At 46.1% G+C, this 18,750-nt stretch carries 13 protein-coding genes, 1 tRNA gene, 2 rRNA genes, 1 other RNA gene and 1 other annotated feature; of the genes, 3 read left to right on the top strand and 14 right to left on the bottom strand.

The window, feature by feature from the left end; all coding sequences use genetic code 11:
• Nucleotides 1-68: 68 nt before the first annotated feature.
• From BBH88_RS00140 to ffs, 6 genes are all read right to left on the bottom strand, one after another.
• Nucleotides 69-3,000, bottom strand: a 23S ribosomal RNA gene (locus tag BBH88_RS00140).
• A 200-nt stretch (nt 3,001-3,200) separates the two neighbouring features.
• Nucleotides 3,201-4,752, bottom strand: a 16S ribosomal RNA gene (locus BBH88_RS00135).
• Together the 16S and 23S rRNA genes form the textbook arrangement of a ribosomal RNA operon.
• Nucleotides 4,753-5,281: 529 nt before the next feature.
• Nucleotides 5,282-5,878 carry a recombination mediator RecR gene (gene recR, locus BBH88_RS00130; protein WP_006831006.1) on the bottom strand — a complete coding sequence of 199 codons (597 nt, stop codon included), beginning with the start codon at nt 5,876-5,878 and terminating at the stop codon, nt 5,282-5,284.
• 12 nt (nt 5,879-5,890) lie between these two features.
• Nucleotides 5,891-6,211, bottom strand: a complete 321-nt coding sequence (locus tag BBH88_RS00125; protein ID WP_006831005.1) for a YbaB/EbfC family nucleoid-associated protein — start codon at nt 6,209-6,211, stop codon at nt 5,891-5,893.
• A 27-nt stretch (nt 6,212-6,238) separates the two neighbouring features.
• Nucleotides 6,239-7,972, bottom strand: coding sequence for a DNA polymerase III subunit gamma/tau (gene dnaX / locus BBH88_RS00120; RefSeq protein ID WP_006831004.1), 1,734 nt, complete (start codon nt 7,970-7,972; stop codon nt 6,239-6,241).
• A gap of 165 nt (nt 7,973-8,137) precedes the next feature.
• An RNA gene (ffs, locus tag BBH88_RS00115) (signal recognition particle sRNA large type) lies at nt 8,138-8,403 on the bottom strand.
• A 183-nt stretch (nt 8,404-8,586) separates the two neighbouring features.
• On the opposite strand from ffs, the gene BBH88_RS00110 reads away from it, so the two are divergent.
• Nucleotides 8,587-8,679 (top strand) — tRNA-Ser (locus BBH88_RS00110).
• A gap of 141 nt (nt 8,680-8,820) precedes the next feature.
• Here BBH88_RS00110 and BBH88_RS00105 read toward each other — a convergent pair.
• The 3 genes from BBH88_RS00105 to BBH88_RS00095 form a co-directional block, all read right to left on the bottom strand.
• Nucleotides 8,821-9,489: a deoxynucleoside kinase gene (locus BBH88_RS00105; protein WP_006829499.1), complete on the bottom strand. Its 669-nt coding sequence runs from the start codon at nt 9,487-9,489 to the stop codon at nt 8,821-8,823.
• Nucleotides 9,486-10,124, bottom strand: a complete 639-nt coding sequence (locus BBH88_RS00100) for a deoxynucleoside kinase (RefSeq protein ID WP_006829498.1) — start codon at nt 10,122-10,124, stop codon at nt 9,486-9,488. Before BBH88_RS00100 ends, BBH88_RS00105 begins: the two co-directional genes overlap by 4 nt.
• 95 nt (nt 10,125-10,219) lie before the next feature.
• Nucleotides 10,220-11,080 carry a YitT family protein gene (locus BBH88_RS00095; RefSeq protein ID WP_006829497.1) on the bottom strand — a complete coding sequence of 287 codons (861 nt, stop codon included), beginning with the start codon at nt 11,078-11,080 and terminating at the stop codon, nt 10,220-10,222.
• A gap of 121 nt (nt 11,081-11,201) precedes the next feature.
• Here BBH88_RS00095 and tadA point away from each other — a divergent pair, with 121 nt between their 5' ends.
• Nucleotides 11,202-11,690: a tRNA adenosine(34) deaminase TadA gene (tadA, locus tag BBH88_RS00090; protein ID WP_006829496.1), complete on the top strand. Its 489-nt coding sequence runs from the start codon at nt 11,202-11,204 to the stop codon at nt 11,688-11,690.
• 15 nt (nt 11,691-11,705) lie between these two features.
• Here tadA and BBH88_RS00085 read toward each other — a convergent pair whose 3' ends face one another.
• From BBH88_RS00085 to pdxS, 4 genes are all read right to left on the bottom strand, one after another.
• On the bottom strand, nt 11,706-12,566 hold the full coding sequence (locus BBH88_RS00085; protein ID WP_006829495.1) for an alpha/beta fold hydrolase: 861 nt from the start codon (nt 12,564-12,566) through the stop codon (nt 11,706-11,708).
• A 145-nt stretch (nt 12,567-12,711) separates the two neighbouring features.
• The gene (gene serS / locus BBH88_RS00080) at nt 12,712-13,986 is read right to left on the bottom strand and encodes a serine--tRNA ligase (protein ID WP_065536334.1); all 1,275 of its coding nucleotides are present in this window, start codon (nt 13,984-13,986) and stop codon (nt 12,712-12,714) included.
• Between the two features lie 61 nt (nt 13,987-14,047).
• Nucleotides 14,048-14,256: a binding site (T-box leader), on the bottom strand.
• Between the two features lie 11 nt (nt 14,257-14,267).
• Entirely contained in the window at nt 14,268-14,882 is a 615-nt protein-coding gene (gene pdxT / locus BBH88_RS00075; protein ID WP_006829493.1) for a pyridoxal 5'-phosphate synthase glutaminase subunit PdxT, read from the bottom strand.
• A gap of 2 nt (nt 14,883-14,884) precedes the next feature.
• A complete protein-coding gene (pdxS, locus tag BBH88_RS00070) occupies nt 14,885-15,769 on the bottom strand; it encodes a pyridoxal 5'-phosphate synthase lyase subunit PdxS (protein WP_006829492.1) in 885 nt (294 codons plus the stop codon).
• A 104-nt stretch (nt 15,770-15,873) separates the two neighbouring features.
• Here pdxS and pdxR point away from each other — a divergent pair, with 104 nt between their 5' ends.
• Nucleotides 15,874-17,268: a MocR-like pyridoxine biosynthesis transcription factor PdxR gene (pdxR, locus tag BBH88_RS00065; RefSeq protein WP_006829491.1), complete on the top strand. Its 1,395-nt coding sequence runs from the start codon at nt 15,874-15,876 to the stop codon at nt 17,266-17,268.
• Between the two features lie 39 nt (nt 17,269-17,307).
• Here the strand turns inward: pdxR and BBH88_RS00060 are convergent, their stop codons facing one another.
• Nucleotides 17,308-18,648, bottom strand: a complete 1,341-nt coding sequence (locus BBH88_RS00060) for a serine hydrolase (RefSeq protein ID WP_006829490.1) — start codon at nt 18,646-18,648, stop codon at nt 17,308-17,310.
• Nucleotides 18,649-18,750: the final 102 nt, after the last annotated feature.

Genomic DNA, 18,750 nt, shown 5'->3' with positions numbered 1-18,750 from the left:
TGAGTGCTTGTTCACTCAAAACTGGATAAACGACATTGACCCATTGAAATTCCTTCATGATACATTGTTTGGTTAAGTCCTCGATCGATTAGTATTCGTCAGCTGCACGTGTCGCCACGCTTCCACCTCGAACCTATCTACCTCATCGTCTTTGAGGGATCTTACTTGCTTGCGCAATGGGAAATCTCATCTTGAGGGGGGCTTCGTGCTTAGATGCTTTCAGCACTTATCCCGGCCACACATAGCTACCCAGCGATGCCCTTGGCAGAACAACTGGTACACCAGCGGTGTGTCCATCCCGGTCCTCTCGTACTAAGGACAGCTCCTCTCAAATTTCCTGCGCCCGCGACGGATAGGGACCGAACTGTCTCACGACGTTCTGAACCCAGCTCGCGTACCGCTTTAATGGGCGAACAGCCCAACCCTTGGGACCGACTACAGCCCCAGGATGCGATGAGCCGACATCGAGGTGCCAAACCTCCCCGTCGATGTGGACTCTTGGGGGAGATAAGCCTGTTATCCCCGGGGTAGCTTTTATCCGTTGAGCGATGGCCCTTCCATGCGGAACCACCGGATCACTAAGCCCGTCTTTCGACCCTGCTCGACCTGTACGTCTCGCAGTCAAGCTCCCTTCTGCCTTTACACTCTGCGAATGATTTCCAACCATTCTGAGGGAACCTTTGGGCGCCTCCGTTACTCTTTAGGAGGCGACCGCCCCAGTCAAACTGCCCGCCTGACACTGTCTCCCATCCCGATCAGGGATGTGGGTTAGAATTTCAATACAACCAGGGTAGTATCCCACCGACGCCTCCTCCGAAGCTGGCGCTCCGGGCTCTAAGGCTCCTACCTATCCTGTACAAGTTGCACCAAAATTCAATATCAGGCTACAGTAAAGCTCCACGGGGTCTTTCCGTCCTGTCGCGGGTAACCTGCATCTTCACAGGTACTATAATTTCACCGAGTCTCTCGTTGAGACAGTGCCCAGATCGTTACGCCTTTCGTGCGGGTCGGAACTTACCCGACAAGGAATTTCGCTACCTTAGGACCGTTATAGTTACGGCCGCCGTTTACTGGGGCTTCAGTTCGCACCTTCGCTTGCGCTAAGCACTCCCCTTAACCTTCCAGCACCGGGCAGGCGTCAGCCCCTATACGTCACCTTACGGTTTTGCAGAGACCTGTGTTTTTGCTAAACAGTCGCCTGGGCCTATTCACTGCGGCTCTCTCGGGCTATTCACCCTACCAGAGCACCCCTTCTCCCGAAGTTACGGGGTCATTTTGCCGAGTTCCTTAACGAGAGTTCACTCGCTCACCTTAGAATTCTCTTCTCGCCTACCTGTGTCGGTTTGCGGTACGGGCACCTCCCGCCTCGCTAGAGGCTTTTCTTGGCAGTGTGAAATCAGGGACTCTGAGGTAAACCTCTTGCCATCACAGCTCAACGTATCAGGAATGGGATTTGCCTCATTCCACGCCTCACTGCTTGGACGTGCACAACCAACGGCACGCTCTCCTTATCCTTCTGCGTCCCCCCATTGCTCAAACGGCGGGGAGGTGGTACAGGAATATCAACCTGTTGTCCATCGTCTACGCCTATCGGCCTCGACTTAGGTCCCGACTAACCCTGAGCGGACGAGCCTTCCTCAGGAAACCTTAGGCATTCGGTGGACGGGATTCTCACCCGTCTTTCGTTACTCATACCGGCATTCTCACTTCTAAGCGCTCCACCAGTCCTTCCGGTCTGACTTCAACGCCCTTAGAACGCTCTCCTACCACGGATCTCCGAAGAGATCCATCCACAGCTTCGGTAATCCGTTTAGCCCCGGTACATTTTCGGCGCAGTGTCACTCGACCAGTGAGCTATTACGCACTCTTTAAATGATGGCTGCTTCTAAGCCAACATCCTGGTTGTCTAAGCAACGCCACATCCTTTTCCACTTAACGGATATTTGGGGACCTTAGCTGGTGGTCTGGGCTGTTTCCCTCTTGACTACGGATCTTATCACTCGCAGTCTGACTCCCAAGCATAAATCACTGGCATTCGGAGTTTGTCTGAATTCGGTAACCCGGGATGGGCCCCTAGTCCAAACAGTGCTCTACCTCCAGGATTCTCTATCTTGAGGCTAGCCCTAAAGCTATTTCGGAGAGAACCAGCTATCTCCAGGTTCGATTGGAATTTCTCCGCTACCCACACCTCATCCCCGCACTTTTCAACGTGCGTGGGTTCGGGCCTCCAGTAAGTGTTACCTTACCTTCACCCTGGACATGGGTAGATCACCTGGTTTCGGGTCTACAACTGCATACTCTGTCGCCCTATTCAGACTCGCTTTCGCTGCGGCTCCGCCTTCTCAGCTTAACCTTGCATGCAATCGTAACTCGCCGGTTCATTCTACAAAAGGCACGCCATCACCCATTAACGGGCTTTGACTACTTGTAGGCACACGGTTTCAGGATCTATTTCACTCCCCTTCCGGGGTGCTTTTCACCTTTCCCTCACGGTACTGGTTCACTATCGGTCACTAGGAAGTATTTAGCCTTGGGAGATGGTCCTCCCGGATTCCGACGGAATTTCACGTGTTCCGCCGTACTCAGGATCCACTCTGGAGGGGCAGGGTTTTCGGCTACGGGGCTATTACCCGCTGTGGCGGACCGTTCCAGGTCGCTTCGCCTAATCCTGCCTTTTGTAACTCCGTATAGAGTGTCCTACAACCCCAAGAGGCAAGCCTCTTGGTTTGGGCTGATCCCGTTTCGCTCGCCGCTACTCAGGGAATCGCATTTGCTTTCTCTTCCTCCAGGTACTTAGATGTTTCAGTTCCCTGGGTCTGCCTTCTCATGTGCTATCAATTCACACATGGATACTGCCCAATTAAAGACAGTGGGTTCCCCCATTCGGAAATCTCCGGATCACAGCTCACTTACAGCTCCCCGAAGCATATCGGTGTTAGTGCCGTCCTTCTTCGGCTCCTAGTGCCAAGGCATCCACCGTGCGCCCTTTCTAACTTAACCAATGGTTAATTAAAAAGTTGTGGCACCAAGTGCCACGCGTACATGAATTGCTTCATTTTTGTTTCAATGTCGTTTTATCCAGTTTTCAAAGAACAAGATTGAAAGTCACAAAAAAAGGCGTTGCCGCCTGAAGGTGAACCTTCAAAACTGAACGCAAAACGTCAACCCCGAGAAAACCTCGGTTCCGAATTTATCCTTAGAAAGGAGGTGATCCAGCCGCACCTTCCGATACGGCTACCTTGTTACGACTTCACCCCAATCATCCGTCCCACCTTCGGCGGCTGGCTCCACAAGGGTTACCTCACCGACTTCGGGTGTTACAAACTCTCGTGGTGTGACGGGCGGTGTGTACAAGGCCCGGGAACGTATTCACCGTGGCATGCTGATCCACGATTACTAGCGATTCCGGCTTCATGCAGGCGAGTTGCAGCCTGCAATCCGAACTGAGAACGGTTTTCTGGGATTGGCTTGCCCTCGCGGGGTTGCAGCCCTTTGTACCGTCCATTGTAGCACGTGTGTAGCCCAGGTCATAAGGGGCATGATGATTTGACGTCATCCCCACCTTCCTCCGGTTTGTCACCGGCAGTCACCTTAGAGTGCCCAACTAAATGCTGGCAACTAAGATCAAGGGTTGCGCTCGTTGCGGGACTTAACCCAACATCTCACGACACGAGCTGACGACAACCATGCACCACCTGTCACCGCTGTCCCCGAAGGGAAAGGCGTATCTCTACACCGGGCAGCGGGATGTCAAGACCTGGTAAGGTTCTTCGCGTTGCTTCGAATTAAACCACATGCTCCACCGCTTGTGCGGGCCCCCGTCAATTCCTTTGAGTTTCAGCCTTGCGGCCGTACTCCCCAGGCGGAGTGCTTAATGCGTTAGCTGCAGCACTAAGGGGCGGAAACCCCCTAACACTTAGCACTCATCGTTTACGGCGTGGACTACCAGGGTATCTAATCCTGTTTGCTCCCCACGCTTTCGCGCCTCAGCGTCAGTTACAGACCAGAAAGTCGCCTTCGCCACTGGTGTTCCTCCACATCTCTACGCATTTCACCGCTACACATGGAATTCCACTTTCCTCTTCTGCACTCAAGTTCTCCAGTTTCCAATGACCCTCCACGGTTGAGCCGTGGGCTTTCACATCAGACTTAAAGAACCGCCTGCGCGCGCTTTACGCCCAATGATTCCGGACAACGCTTGCCACCTACGTATTACCGCGGCTGCTGGCACGTAGTTAGCCGTGGCTTTCTGGTGAGGTACCGTCAAGGTACCAGTAGTTAGTTGGTACTTGTTCTTCCCTCACAACAGAGTTTTACGATCCGAAAACCTTCGTCACTCACGCGGCGTTGCTCCGTCAGACTTTCGTCCATTGCGGAAGATTCCCTACTGCTGCCTCCCGTAGGAGTCTGGGCCGTGTCTCAGTCCCAGTGTGGCCGATCACCCTCTCAGGTCGGCTACGCATCGTCGCCTTGGTAGGCCATTACCCCACCAACTAGCTAATGCGCCGCGGGCCCATCCTGCAGTGACAGCGAGATGCCGTCTTTCCGTGCCGCCTCAGGAGAGGCGACAAACTATTCGGTATTAGCACCGGTTTCCCGGAGTTATCCCGATCTGCAGGGCAGGTTGCCCACGTGTTACTCACCCGTCCGCCGCTAAACCAGAAGGAGCAAGCTCCTCTGGTTCCGCTCGACTTGCATGTATTAGGCACGCCGCCAGCGTTCGTCCTGAGCCAGGATCAAACTCTCCATTATAGAGAACATTTGACTGCTCTAGTTGTTGCTGGCACCATCCGAAGATGGCTTGATCTGCACAAAGCTGATCAGTAAGTTGTAGTCACGAACACCGAGTAGATGAACAACTCTGCTCCAATTGCCGGTGGCAACCTTCGCAAAAGTCGTTCTCGCACCGAAGTGCTCGTGACGTCTTTCGTTGACGTTTTGCTGTTCAGTTTTCAAGGTTCAAGTTATTCGCATTGTTGCTGTCGTTCTTTGCGACTCCTATGATATTAAAGCATACACTTCTTGCTGTCAACACTTTTGGCGAATAAAGTTATATTCGTAAAACATTCACCGCTAAATTTCAGTTCCCTTCTATAAGAAGAATTTAAAAAAGAAATCAAACAAAGAGCTTTGGAAAGCCACTTCACTCGACTTCTTTCTCTTCTTTTTTCTATAAAAAGACAATACCATCTCCACTGACAACTATATACGAAACATAATTAATCAGAATGTTCCCTATTTATTAAGAAGCTAGAAAATTTCCTAGCTATTATTTCCATCATTAAAGTTCGCGCCGACCTTCCAATGCCCTCGATAAAGTTACTTCATCCGCATATTCCAAATCGCCACCTACAGGAAGCCCATGGGCAATCCGAGTAGTTTTGATTCCTGAAGGTCTGACGAGACGGGAAATATACATCGCGGTCGCTTCTCCCTCGATTGTCGGGTTCGTAGCCAAAATTAATTCCTCTACTTCTTCATCTTGAAGACGCTTCAATAGAGACGGAACGTTAATGTCTTCAGGACCAATCCCATCCATTGGAGAAATAGCTCCCTGCAAAACATGATACAAACCTTTATAATCGCGCATCTTCTCCATTGCGATTACGTCTTTTGGATCTTGGACCACACAGATTGTCGTACGATCACGCTGCTGATCCTGGCAAATATGACACGGATCCACATCAGTAATATGGCCGCATACCGAGCAGAAGCTCAAGTTCCGTTTCGCATCCACCAAGGCTTTAGCAAAATCAAGCACCGTATCCTCTTTCATGCCAAGCACAAAAAACGCCAGACGGGCCGCTGTCTTTGGCCCGATTCCCGGCAGTTTCATAAAACTCTCCATTAATTTCGAAATGGGTTCCGGATAATGCATAGTTATTGCCTCCTAGAACATTCCTGGCATGTTCAAACCCTTCGTGAATTTCCCCATTGTGGAATTCGCGTGATCATCCGCTTTTTTAAACGCATCATTTGTCGCTACAACCAAAAGGTCCTGCAACATTTCAACATCTTCTGGATCTACTACTGTAGGATCAAGTACGATATCTAACACTTCTTTATGACCGGATACAGTGACTTTAACCATACTGCCGCCAGATGCTCCTTCGAACTTCAATGTTCCTAGCTCTTCCTGGGCAACTGCCATCTCTTTTTGCATTTTTTGCATTTGCTTCATCATGCCTTGCATATTTCCTCCACCGCGCATAATTAGTTCCTCCTTAGAATTTTCATTTTAATCATCATGAACTTCGACAAAGTCTTTTCCGAAAAGACGTTCGGCTTCCGAGATGAACGGGTCTTCTTCCGCTACAGCTCCTTCACCTGAAAACGGATTTTCTTCTTCAGCCTCCGACTGTTTTTCTTCAGTGCCTGCCTTCGATCCGCTCTTTTTGATAAACTCTTCACGGATTTTCAGCCAACTGGCGTCCGGAACAAAAACCGGTGTATAAGCTTTGCCTGCGTACTGCTCCAGCAACTGGCTGAATGTCGCAGCAAAGGTCTGGTTTTCAGAAGCCATCTGGCAATGAATATCATACTTGAATTTTAACACAAATGCATCTGCTGATGCCGCTACTGGCTCTGCTTCATTCAATAAAGCCGAATGGGACCGTTGCAATTGGCTCATTACTGTCGACCAATTGGTTTTGATGGCTTGAATATCCACTTTAGTGGCATTTTTCAAGACGTCCTGAATACGTCCTGTCGGTATTTTAAAGCTACTTTGTGCGCGCTGGCGTTTTTTCTGCTCAGTCGGCGTTGCCTGTGCACCGCTGACTGCGCCATTTTTAACTTGCTGCTGCAGTTCACGCACCAGATTTTCCAACTGGATGACTTTTGCTTCAAGCTCAGGCGATACCGCAGAAGCTGTACTTTGGACCGGCACATCGGCCTGGGCCATTTTCAGCAATGCTGTTTCCATATAAATTTTTGTATGGTTCGAAAACCGCATTTCCTGCTGTGTTTTGGAAAGGACATCAATCCAGGTGTAAAGCGTTGCTGGCTCAAAACGCTTGGCCAGCTCTTCAAAGCGTGGTTCATGCGTCGCTAACTCTAACATATCGTGAAGGTCAGGCGCTGTCTGGATCAACAGCAGATCTCGAAAGAAAGTAATGAAATCCTCAACCAGTCGCACGGGGTCTTTGCCGTCGCGCACCAACTTTTCCAGCAACGTCAATGCCTGACCAATATCTTTGGCAAGCAGTGCTTCTGCAATGCCATAGAACATATCTTGGCTGATGGAGCCTGTGACAAGCAGGGCGTCTTCAACCGTCATCTCGTCACCACTGAAAGACACCACTTGATCCAACAGACTCAGTGCATCACGCATTCCGCCAGCGGCAGCCTGAGCGATGATTTTAAGTACTTGTTCATTATACGGAATTTTCGCATCCGTTAACACTTCCACCATACGCGACACGATGTCCACTTGCGTATGAGATTTAAAGTCAAAGCGCTGGCAACGGGAAATGATCGTTAATGGCAGTTTATGCGGCTCTGTTGTCGCCAAAATGAAGACCACGTGCTCCGGCGGCTCTTCCAATGTTTTCAACAATGCATTGAAGGCACTGTTCGACAGCATGTGCACTTCATCAATGATGTAGATTTTAAAGCGTGAGTTCGCCGGTGAAAACCGGACTTTTTCGATAATCTCCCGCATCTCTTCGACACGCGAATTGGAAGCTGCGTCAAATTCAATGACGTCTGTATTGGATCCTTCGTTGATGCTTCTGCAGGACGCACATTCGTTGCATGGTTCGGCTGCCGGAGCCTGCTCACAATTCAACGCTTTGGCAAATATCTTAGCCGCACTGGTCTTCCCTGTCCCTCTAGGCCCTGAAAACAAATAAGCATGTGTCGTCTTATTGTAAAGGAGAGCGTTTTGAAGGGTTTGTTTGACATGTATCTGGCCTGTCATATCAGAAAAGGACTGTGGTCTGTAAACACGGTAAAAAGCTTGATACGCCAACTTGCTCTCTCCTTTTAACTAATCTGTTTTTTATCCTATCATTATACCATAAAAGCCGGGTCTTTCTGAACGATTTCCCCGACTAGCACGTGACGATTCCGCGAATAAAACAATAAAAAACCTGTCCGCTTCGAGAGCGGACAGGTTTGAATTTATATATTATTGCCGTGCACCTTTCTTCGACTGCTGCACATAAGCGTTACCCTTGTCGCTGGCTCGATCTAGGCGATCCCGCGGCACATGGAATATTCCACTTAATGCTGCTTCCTTCCGGACCTGACATGGTTCATGGGATCCCATTGCGCAGGACCCAGATGTCAACACTACGTGCAAGAGGCAGACCTTACATGCAGACAGCCTCAGAAAGGAATTCAGTCCTGCTAAAGCGGATTGCAGGTTACAGGACACCGCTATCTTCCCACCTAGCACGGCATTTACTAGTATACGAATTAATTGCTAAAAAATCAATCAGTAACCTTCATTCAATGATAATTTCTTTTTAAATTGGCCTATTTCGCCATATTGAATAGTTTTTTTATCGATGAATTTGAAAAAACGCGAAAAACTGTTGACAGCGATTATTCATTCATGATAAATTTGTTCTTGTCTTACACGGAGGAATACCCAAGTTTGGCTGAAGGGATCGGTCTTGAAAACCGACAGGGGAGTCAAATCCCGCGGGGGTTCGAATCCCTCTTCCTCCTCCATTTTTTGAATTTACACGCGCATATAAATTCGAGATTGGATTCGTTACGCAAGTAACGAATTTTTCTTAACACTTGTATGTCTGATTATTTCGATATAGAGTACCGGAAAGCTTTGGCTTTCCGGTTTTTTCATGTCTATTTTTATTTACGTAGTATGGAAGCTTGTTGCATAAAGCCCCCGATGCGCTCCACGATCTGTTCGGAACACTCCGGGTTGTTCATCAGGTCATAATCGTTAATATTTAAACGCAATACCGGACATCCATTAAAAGAATTGATCCAGCTTTCGTAGCGTTGATGCATTTCCAGCCAATAATCCACTGGTGTCTGCTGCTCCATTACGCGGCCGCGTTCCTGAATACGTGAAAGAATGTCCTCAATCGAGCCTTCCAGGTAAACCAGCAAATCAGGATGTGGGAAATAAGGCGTCATGACCATCGCTTCAAATAGATTAGTATAGGTTTCGTAATCTACGTTATTCATCGTGCCTTTATCCCAATGCATTTTCGCGAAAATGCCCGTATCTTCATAGATCGAACGATCTTGAATAAATCCACCACCATATTCAAACATCCGCTTTTGTTCTTTAAAACGCTCTGCCAGGAAATAAATCTGCAAGTGGAAACTCCATTTCTCAAAATCGTCATAAAACAAGTCCAAATACGGATTAGTATCGACATTTTCAAAAGAAGTACGGAATTGCAACGCATCAGCTAAAGCTTTAGTCATCGTGGATTTCCCAACCCCCACTGTGCCAGCTATTGTAATTACCGCATTCTGTGGAATGCCATATTTTTCTCGTAGATTCATAAGGTCAAACTCCTCTTTTGTAAAGTTCCATCCACCTTATCCAGGATCAGTTGAAGATCACTATTATTTTGGACAAAATCGATTTCATCACCATTAAAACGCAGTACAGGAATTTCTGGATGCTCTCTTTCAAAGCGTTCGATGAACTCGTGGTAATCAGCTGCCAGTTGCTCCATGTATTCCGGTGTGATCATTTTTTCAAATTCACGCCCCCGAAGCTTTATGCGTTTCATCAAAGTATCCAGGCTAGCATGTAAGTAGATAACCATATTCGGTTTCGGCATATCCACCGTCAAAATTTTATAAATGGCTTCGTATTTAACGTATTCAGCTTCTGGCAATGTACGCTTCGCAAAAATGAGGTTTTTGAAAATGTGGTAATCTGCGACAACCGGTTCACGTTTCGAGATAAACTTCTTCTGGATATCCGCCAATTGTTTATAGCGATTGCACAGGAAGAACATCTCTGTCTGGAAGCTCCATTCTTCTATATCTTCGTAGAATTTATTTAAAAATGGGTTTTCGTCAACAATTTCTTTTAATAACTGAAATTGATTTTGATCGGCAAGCGCTTTCGTCAGCGACGTTTTGCCTACACCGATCGGACCTTCTACCGTGATGAATGGCACCGGCATGCGAAGTCCTCCTTTTTCGTTTCAAGTAAATTGCAATGCCATTTATTTTAACACATCAATCTTGTTAAAAGTAGAGTGAAAAACCGGCAGATTTATTAATGAATTGGTTTTTTAAAGGTCGCACCATGAACTTCTTGAGTTGCCATAATCGTTAAAAAAGCTTTAGAATCAATGTCTGCGACAATTTGTTTGAGCTTTGTGAGTTCAAGACGAGTGACTACTACATAAATGACATCTTTTGGAGAATTGAGGTAGCCTCCTTGGCCATGCAGTTTCGTAAAACTTCGACCAAGGCGATCGTTAATGGCCGAACCAATTTCTTCATACTCTTCCGACACAATCAACACTGCTTTTGTATCGTCCAAACCTTGAATGACCACATCAATGGTTTTAGAAGCAATATAATATGTCAAAATCGAATACATCGCCTGCTCCATTCCTAAAACAAATGCAGCCCATCCAAAGATAAAGACATTGAAGAACATAACAAATTCGCCAACCGAAAACGGCAGTTTTTTCGTCAATAAAATCCCTAGAATTTCCGTTCCATCAAGTGCACCGCCGTTGCGGATGACAACCCCGACACCTGCTCCGAGAAGCAGACCACCAAATATAGTAGCAAGAAGCGGATCTTCCACAAAAGGTTCGATCTTGTGCATTGGAATTTCAATCAAAGCTAACGCAATAATAGCAAAAATAGATGAGATGAAAAAATTCCGACCAATATGCTTATAACCAAAGTATAAAAATGGTAAGTTGATGACGACCAGCAATATCCCAAAAGGAATTACGGTTAAATAATCTAAGATCAGAGAAATCCCGATAATCCCACCATCAATGATCGAATTAGGAACCAAAAATAATTCGATAGCGGCAGCTGCCATCGTGGCGCCTATAAAGATAAAGATAAATCGCAGAGTAAAATGCAACTTTTTTTCCTTTTTATGTTGTTTCACTCTTCAATCACTCTCCTCGTTAGTTTCTCGTTTCTCTATTTTACGCTGTTCTGCGATTTTTGTCTGCCTCACTCATTTAATTGCAAGAAAATGCTACACTAGATTTAAGGAGCGATGCAACATGAACGGAATAGAAAAAGATCATTTTTATATGGGATTAGCAATCGAAGAAGCAAACAAAGCAGGAGCTAAAGGGGAAGTACCGATTGGTGCTGTTATTGTCTACAAAGATCAGGTGATTGCGCGTGCTCATAATCTTCGGGAAACGACGCAAGATGCTGTTACCCACGCCGAGCTTTTAGCCATCCAGGAAGCTTGCCGAAATATGGGCAACTGGCGGTTGGAAGACACCAAGATTTACGTTACGTTAGAGCCTTGTCCGATGTGTGCAGGCGCCATTTTACAATCTCGGATTCCACATGTCGTATACGGAGCGCGAGACGCGAAAGCCGGCAGTGTGGATTCCTTATACCGCTTGCTGAACGATGACCGCTTTAATCATCAATGCCAAGTCACCGAAAACGTCCTTGCTGAAGAATGCGGACAGCTGCTAACACAATTTTTCCGAAATCTCCGAGAAGCAAAAAAACAAAAGCGGAAGACCCTATAACTGGGTCTTCCGCTTTTATTCGCTGATGAATTGCTCAATCAAGCGATTGACGATTTCTGGTTGCTCATGTTGGATCCAATGAGTCGCTTCTTCGACAAATGCCAAATTGACTTCGTCACAAAAAGACATACTTTCTTTTGCTAACATGGGAGACAGAAACTGATCACCCACTCCCCAGATAATTCTAACCGGTACTTTGACTTTCGTATCAGGCACCTGCCTGAAGCTGCCTCTCCTGATTGCCCGGTACCAATTCAGCATTGCTGTTAATGCGTCAGACTGTGACCACGCCGCTTTATATTGTTCGATTTCATTTTTCGAAAAAGCGTTCGGGTTGCTAGACTGTTCGATACCTTGCTGCATGGCTTTAAACTCTCCCATGCCAAGAGCTTTTTCAGGCAGATTGGGCAATTGGAAAAAGGCAATATAGGAGCTCTTCATCCATTGCAATGGATTTTTTTTGAGTACTTTTGGCATCGCTTTTGGATGCGGAATGTTCAAGACAATCAATTTTTCTACATACTCGGGCCGCGTGGCCGCTAAATGCCAAGCTACTGCACCGCCCCAATCATGTCCGATAATAATAGCCGTTTTTTTTTGAAAATGCTCTATGATGCCGATAACATCATCGCGTAAATAATCCACTGTGTAATTATCGATTCCTTTTGGCTTATCACTCAAATTATAGCCGCGCTGGTCAGGCGCCACGACCCGGTATCCCTTTTCCGCTAAAGGTTGTATTTGATTTTTCCAACCAAACCAAAATTCCGGAAAGCCGTGTAGCAAAATAACTAACGGTCCATCTGCTGGTCCCGCTACAGCTATATGAAGATTGATGCCGTTTGTTTCTATAATTTGAAAGCTCAGGTTTTCCATAAAAACAACTCCTTCACTCGATCTCCTTAACTTCTCTTTACCCCTTTTCTCCAAATAAAAGACTCAAAAGCAAATTGCTTTTGAGTCTTTTTTTATTAGGTCGATCTGTTACTTAAAAGAAGTGTAGAAAAAAATTGAACTTACCTTATCCAATGGTCTTTTTACCACCCATATAAGGCTGTAGCACTTCTGGAATATGGATTGAACCGTCTGCTTGCTGACAATTTTCTAGTAACGCTGCCACAGTGCGACCAATTGCCAGTCCGCTGCCATTCAGTGTATGGACGAATTCAGGCTTACCGGTTGTTTCACGGCGGAATTTGATATTTGCGCGTCTTGCTTGGAAATCCTCAAAATTACTGCAAGAAGAAATTTCCCGGTATGTCTCTTGGCTTGGAATCCAGACTTCGATATCGTATTTCTTGGCGGCTGTGAAGCCAAGGTCTGCGGTACACATCTTCAAAACACGATATGGAAGCCTTAAAAGCTGAAGCACTTTCTCAGCATGGCCCGTCAGTTTCTCCAGTTCGTTATAAGAATCCTCAGGCTTCACAAAGCGCACCAGCTCGACTTTATTGAATTGATGCTGTCTGATTAGTCCTCGCGTGTCGCGCCCCGCAGAACCCGCTTCAGAGCGGAAATTCGCGCTGAAAGAAGCAAAGGCCTGTGGCAACATATCCGCTGTCAGGATCTCGTCGCGATAGAAGTTTGTCACTGGCACTTCAGAAGTCGGAATCAAGAAGTAATCTTCCTTCTCAATCAGAAATGCATCTTCTTCAAATTTCGGTAATTGACCTGTGCCCGTCAAGCTTTCACGGTTGACCATATAAGGTGGCAACATTTCTTCATAACCGTGCTCTTCTTGGTGAAGATCCATCATAAAGTTGATCAGTGCGCGCTCTAGACGTGCCCCGAGTCCTCGGTAAAAGACAAAACGGCTTCCTGTCACTTTCGCTGCACGTTCAAAATCAATGATGTTCAAATCAGTCCCTAAATCCCAATGCGGTTTAACTTCGAAATCAAATTCTGGTTTATCGCCCCACGTACGGATTTCTTCATTGTCGTCTTCAGAGTCGCCAAACGGCACGCTGTCATGTGGAATATTCGGTACACGCATCATGATGTAGTTCAATCTTTCTTCTACTTCTTTCAACTCTTCATCAATCGCTTTGATCGCTTCGCCAACTTCACGCATTTTGGCAATGGCTTCGTCTGCATTTTCTTTCGCACGTTTCATCGTTGCGATATGTTGAGACGCTTCATTGCGCTCTGCTTTTAATTTTTCAGTTTGCGCGATTAATTCACGGCGTTTTGAATCCAACCCTTCAAAATCATTAAGCACTGAAATATCTTCTCCGCGCTTTCCAAGCTTTGCTTTTACTTCTTCAAAATTGGCACGTACAAAACGAATATCCAACATACTGTTTTCCTCCTCAAAATTTTAAAATAAAAAAAGACAACAAAAATAGCCCTCATCCCTTGAAAGGGACGAGAGCTACCCGCGTTGCCACCCTGATTGATCGGCATAAAGCCAATCCTCTTCATCACATAACGGCATTTAAACCGGCAATGGCTTTTTTTCACCATGCAACTCCGGGGTGGATTCAAACGCGTTTTTCACCGGTTCACACCAACCACCGGCTCTCTTTAGAAAAACACTCATTTTACTACTTCCCATCAACGTTTCGTCTTTTAAATTAATCATACTTTACTATAAGTTGATGTCTTTGGCAAGAGAAGGTCTGACTTATCGCCGATCATACTCAAAAAATATGCAGTAATTCGGTGGTCTTCTGTCAATTCTGGGTGGAACGAGCAACCTAGAAAATGACCACTCTTTGCCATGACAATTTTTCCGTCATGCATGCACAACACTTCAGCATGTGGTCCGACACTGACAATGTGCGGAGCCCGGATAAAAACTGCTTCAAAAGCGCCTTCGATGCCGTTAATAGTAAGGGGCGCTTCAAAGCTATCTATTTGCCGGCCAAATGAATTCCGTTCAACTGCAACATCCATAACACCTAAATGCGATTCTTCTCTACCAATCACGGTTTTTGCTAGCAATATTAATCCCGCGCACGTGCCAAACATCGGCTTTCCTGTTTCAGCAAACTCCCGCAGCGGTTCCATCAAACCGTAGCGATCAATCAGTCGGCGCATCGTCGTACTCTCGCCACCTGGTAAGATCAAAGCATCCAAGCTCTCAAGATCCTTCGGCCATTTTACAGAAACAGCTTCGGCTCCACATGCTGTAATCGACTGGATATGCTCACGAACTGCCCCTTGCAGAGCAAGGACTCCAACTCGTTTCATTCTTACCAGCCCCGCTCTTGCATACGTTCGCCGGCAGCTATCGTTGAAATTTCAATGCCTTTCATGGCAATACCAAGATCTTTCGATAGCTCAGCAATCAATTTGTAGTCTTGGTAATGTGTAGTAGCCTCGACAATCGCACGGGCAAACCGTTCTGGATTATCTGATTTGAAGATACCCGAACCTACGAATACGCCGTCTGCTCCAATCTCCATCATCAATGCAGCGTCTGCTGGTGTTGCAATACCACCCGCTGCAAAATTAACAACCGGCAAGCGGCCCAAGCTTTTTACTTCTTTTAAGAACTCATAAGAAGCTCCAAGGTTGCGCGCTTCTGTCATTAATTCGTCTTCGCTCATCGCAATCACTTTTCGCACTTCTGCATTTACTTGACGCAAATGGCGGACCGCTTCGACAATATTGCCCGTACCCGGTTCACCTTTCGTGCGCAGCATAGAAGCTCCTTCACCAATTCTGCGGGCAGCTTCGCCCAAGTTCCGGCAACCACAGACAAACGGTACCGTGTATTGGTTTTTTAACAAATGAAATTCTTCATCTGCAGGCGTCAATACTTCACTTTCGTCGATATAATCGACACCCATCGCTTCTAAAATACGAGCTTCCACAATATGTCCAATACGGGCTTTCGCCATGACCGGAATCGATACAGCCTTCATCACTTCTTCCGTAATGCGTGGATCTGCCATACGTGCCACTCCGCCGTCTCTGCGAATATCCGATGGCACACGTTCTAGTGCCATTACAGCCGTTGCACCTGCATATTCCGCAATACGTGCTTGTTCCGCATTGACCACATCCATAATCACTCCACCTTTTTGCATTTCGGCCATTCCTCTTTTTACGCGATCTGTTCCAAGTTGACTCATTTACTAATTCCCCCTATTTGTTAATAAATTCAGTATAATAGAGATTGACCATATGAAAAGACTCAGTTCTATTCAATTCAATAAGGTCAGTTGGAGGAATTCAAATGGACATGCTTATGTTTCAACTTCAAAAACAGTCACAAACCCCATTATATAAACAGTTATATCGAGAAATAAAAGGAGCCATCATAGACGGCACAATCGGCGTAGATACCAAATTGCCAAGCAAGCGAAAATTAGCGGATTATCTGCAAATTAGCCAAACGACCGTCGAACTTGCCTATTCTCAGCTCGTCGCTGAAGGGTTTATTGAGTCCAGGCCACGTAAAGGATTTTATGCTCAGCCAGTCGAAGAACTTGCGTATCTGGATATTCCGCATGACGAGCCTGTCATCAACGAAACCATTACTTACAAAATAGATTTCAACTCTGCCAGTATCGATACACGCTCTTTTCCATTTTTAACTTGGCGCAAACTGACGCGTGATATTTTGGATGACTCTAACCATCATTTATTGCTATCTGGGCATCCTCAAGGAGACGACGCCTTACGCCAGGAAATTGCCCGTTATTTGTATCAGTCCCGTGGAGTTGTCTGTGATGCAGATCAAATCGTCATCGGTTCCGGGACAGAACAATTATTGCCCCTGCTAATCCGTCTACTCGACAAAAAACTTGTTTATGGCTACGAAAATCCTGGCTATGCATTGACTCATAGCATTTTCAGCCATCACGACCGCCAGTCTATCCCGATCGAACTTGAACAAGACGGCATCCATGTTAGTCAATTAGAAGCATCTAATGTAGATGTCGCGTACGTTACGCCTTCACATCAATTTCCATCAGGCTCTGTCTTGAGTGCTACCAAACGAGCACAATTGCTGAACTGGGCCGTAGCTAAACCAAACCGCTATATTATCGAAGACGATTATGACAGCGAATTTCGTTACACTAGCCGACCCATTCCCGCGTTACAAAGCATGGATTTAAGTGACCGAGTTATTTACATTAGTACTTTTTCTAAATCACTCATGCCTTCTCTACGTCTCGCTTATATGGTCTTACCTAAACGACTGCTGCGGGCGTATCAGCAAACTTTTCTTCATTACTCTTCTTCGGTACCAAGACATGATCAACAACTAGTCGCCAAATTCATGAAAGACGGTCATTTCGCGCGTCACTTGAATCGTATGCGTAAGCTGTATCAGAAGAAAATCAAACAACTGAGTTGGTCTCTGGCTTTATTCTCTCCCGTTGTTACGGTTTCTGGCGAACAGGCAGGCATGCACATCGTTCTGACCATTCAAACCTCGTTGAGCGAAGAGGAGCTGGTACAGCGCGCTAAAGGAGCCGGCATCCGTGTCACGGGGTTGCACTCTTATGATGTACACAAAAAATCCGGTGCATATCCAAAAATCGTTCTTGGATTCGGTGGTCTCTCCGAAGAAGAAATTCACTCGGGAGTTATTGAATTGATGGCATGCTGGGAAATCCAATAAAAAAAGCCGTTCATCTTTTCGGATGAATGGCTTTTCCTATTAAAATAACTCCTTTACAAAAGTACCTGCATCATTCCAAAGAGACGATAAAAATTCTCCGGCATTCCGCATCGACAAGGCAGCCCAACTGGCACGTTCCACAGATTCAGTAGTCGCCACCTTAACCTTATTTGAACTGCCACTTAAATAGCCATATTCCACGCCTTCCGCTTTTTTCAGCTCAAGCGTTCCTACCACTAAATCCTTTTCTACATCCGCTTCGAGCTTACCATCCTGCACTACTGAATCGTCCAGCAGCAATTCTGGCTGATGCAATTCCTTATCGGCAGTCCGAATCATCATGGTCACCGGCTCTTTAACCGCAATTGCAACTTCTTTCTCTACACCGTTTTCAACAGTAAGAGTTTCCTGTCCCTCAAACTGATACCCTGCCGGAATAATTTCTTCTGTAGTAAACTGTCCGAAACCATAATCGAATAAAGCACGAGTTGCATCAAAACGAGCTTTATACGAACCTGCGCCTTTATTATCCACCGCTCCCATGACTACAGCGATGAAACGCGTATCATCACGCTTCGCCGTTCCTGCAAACGAGTAACCAGCAAAATCCGTACTACCGGTTTTCAATCCGTCCATACCTTCGTATTCATAAATCAATCCAGGAAGCATTGAATTCCAGTTCTCCATCCGTGTCTCGTCTGCCGTTCCTTCACGGAAAAGCTTTACCGGAATTTTTGTTGTTTCTAGCACTTCAGGGTAATCGTCCAACAAAATTTTCGTCAATTTGGCAACTGAACGTGCCGGCATGATGTTTTCATCCGTTTCTTTCGTGCCTTCGGGATGCCTGCCCATCAAACTTGAATTGCTGAGACCTGTCGAATTGACGAAAGTCGTTTCTTCTAAGCCCATTTCCTTCGCTTTTTCGTTCATTAAACGGACAAATTCACTTTCCGTCCCTGCAATCGTCTCGGCGATGCCGATCGTTGCTGCATTGGCTGAAAAAATAGCCATTGCTTCATACATTTCTTTAATGGTGTAAGAACCATCTTCACGAAACGGCACATTGCTCAAGCGCATGTCCTGAGAAATCCGATACGTATAATCCGTCACTTGATATTCCTGCTCCCACGTAATCTTCCCTTCTTCAATCGCCTCAAATAATAAATACTCCGTCATCATCTTGGTCATGCTGGCAACTCCTAAAGGCGTCTCAGCATTTTTTTCGTAAAGAATTTTGCCACTTTCAGCATCCACCAAAATAGCGGCTTCTGCCATTATAGTTAACGATTCTTCCGCTTGTGCTTGCTGCGGAAAAATAGCGGGCGCAGTGAATGCAAGCAATAACGCTATGAGTAATCCTTTATTAAAAAAATTTTTCACGTATTTGAATACCTCCGTTTATAAGATTCCACATGCTATTTTATCATATTCGTTGTGCATAAAAACAAAAACATGAAAAAGGCATCTTTTCCTTCATTTTAA

It is taken from the genome of Planococcus antarcticus DSM 14505 (assembly GCF_001687565.2).
Taxonomy (GTDB): domain Bacteria; phylum Bacillota; class Bacilli; order Bacillales_A; family Planococcaceae; genus Planococcus; species Planococcus antarcticus.
This window is presented reverse-complemented; position numbering and strand designations above follow the sequence as displayed.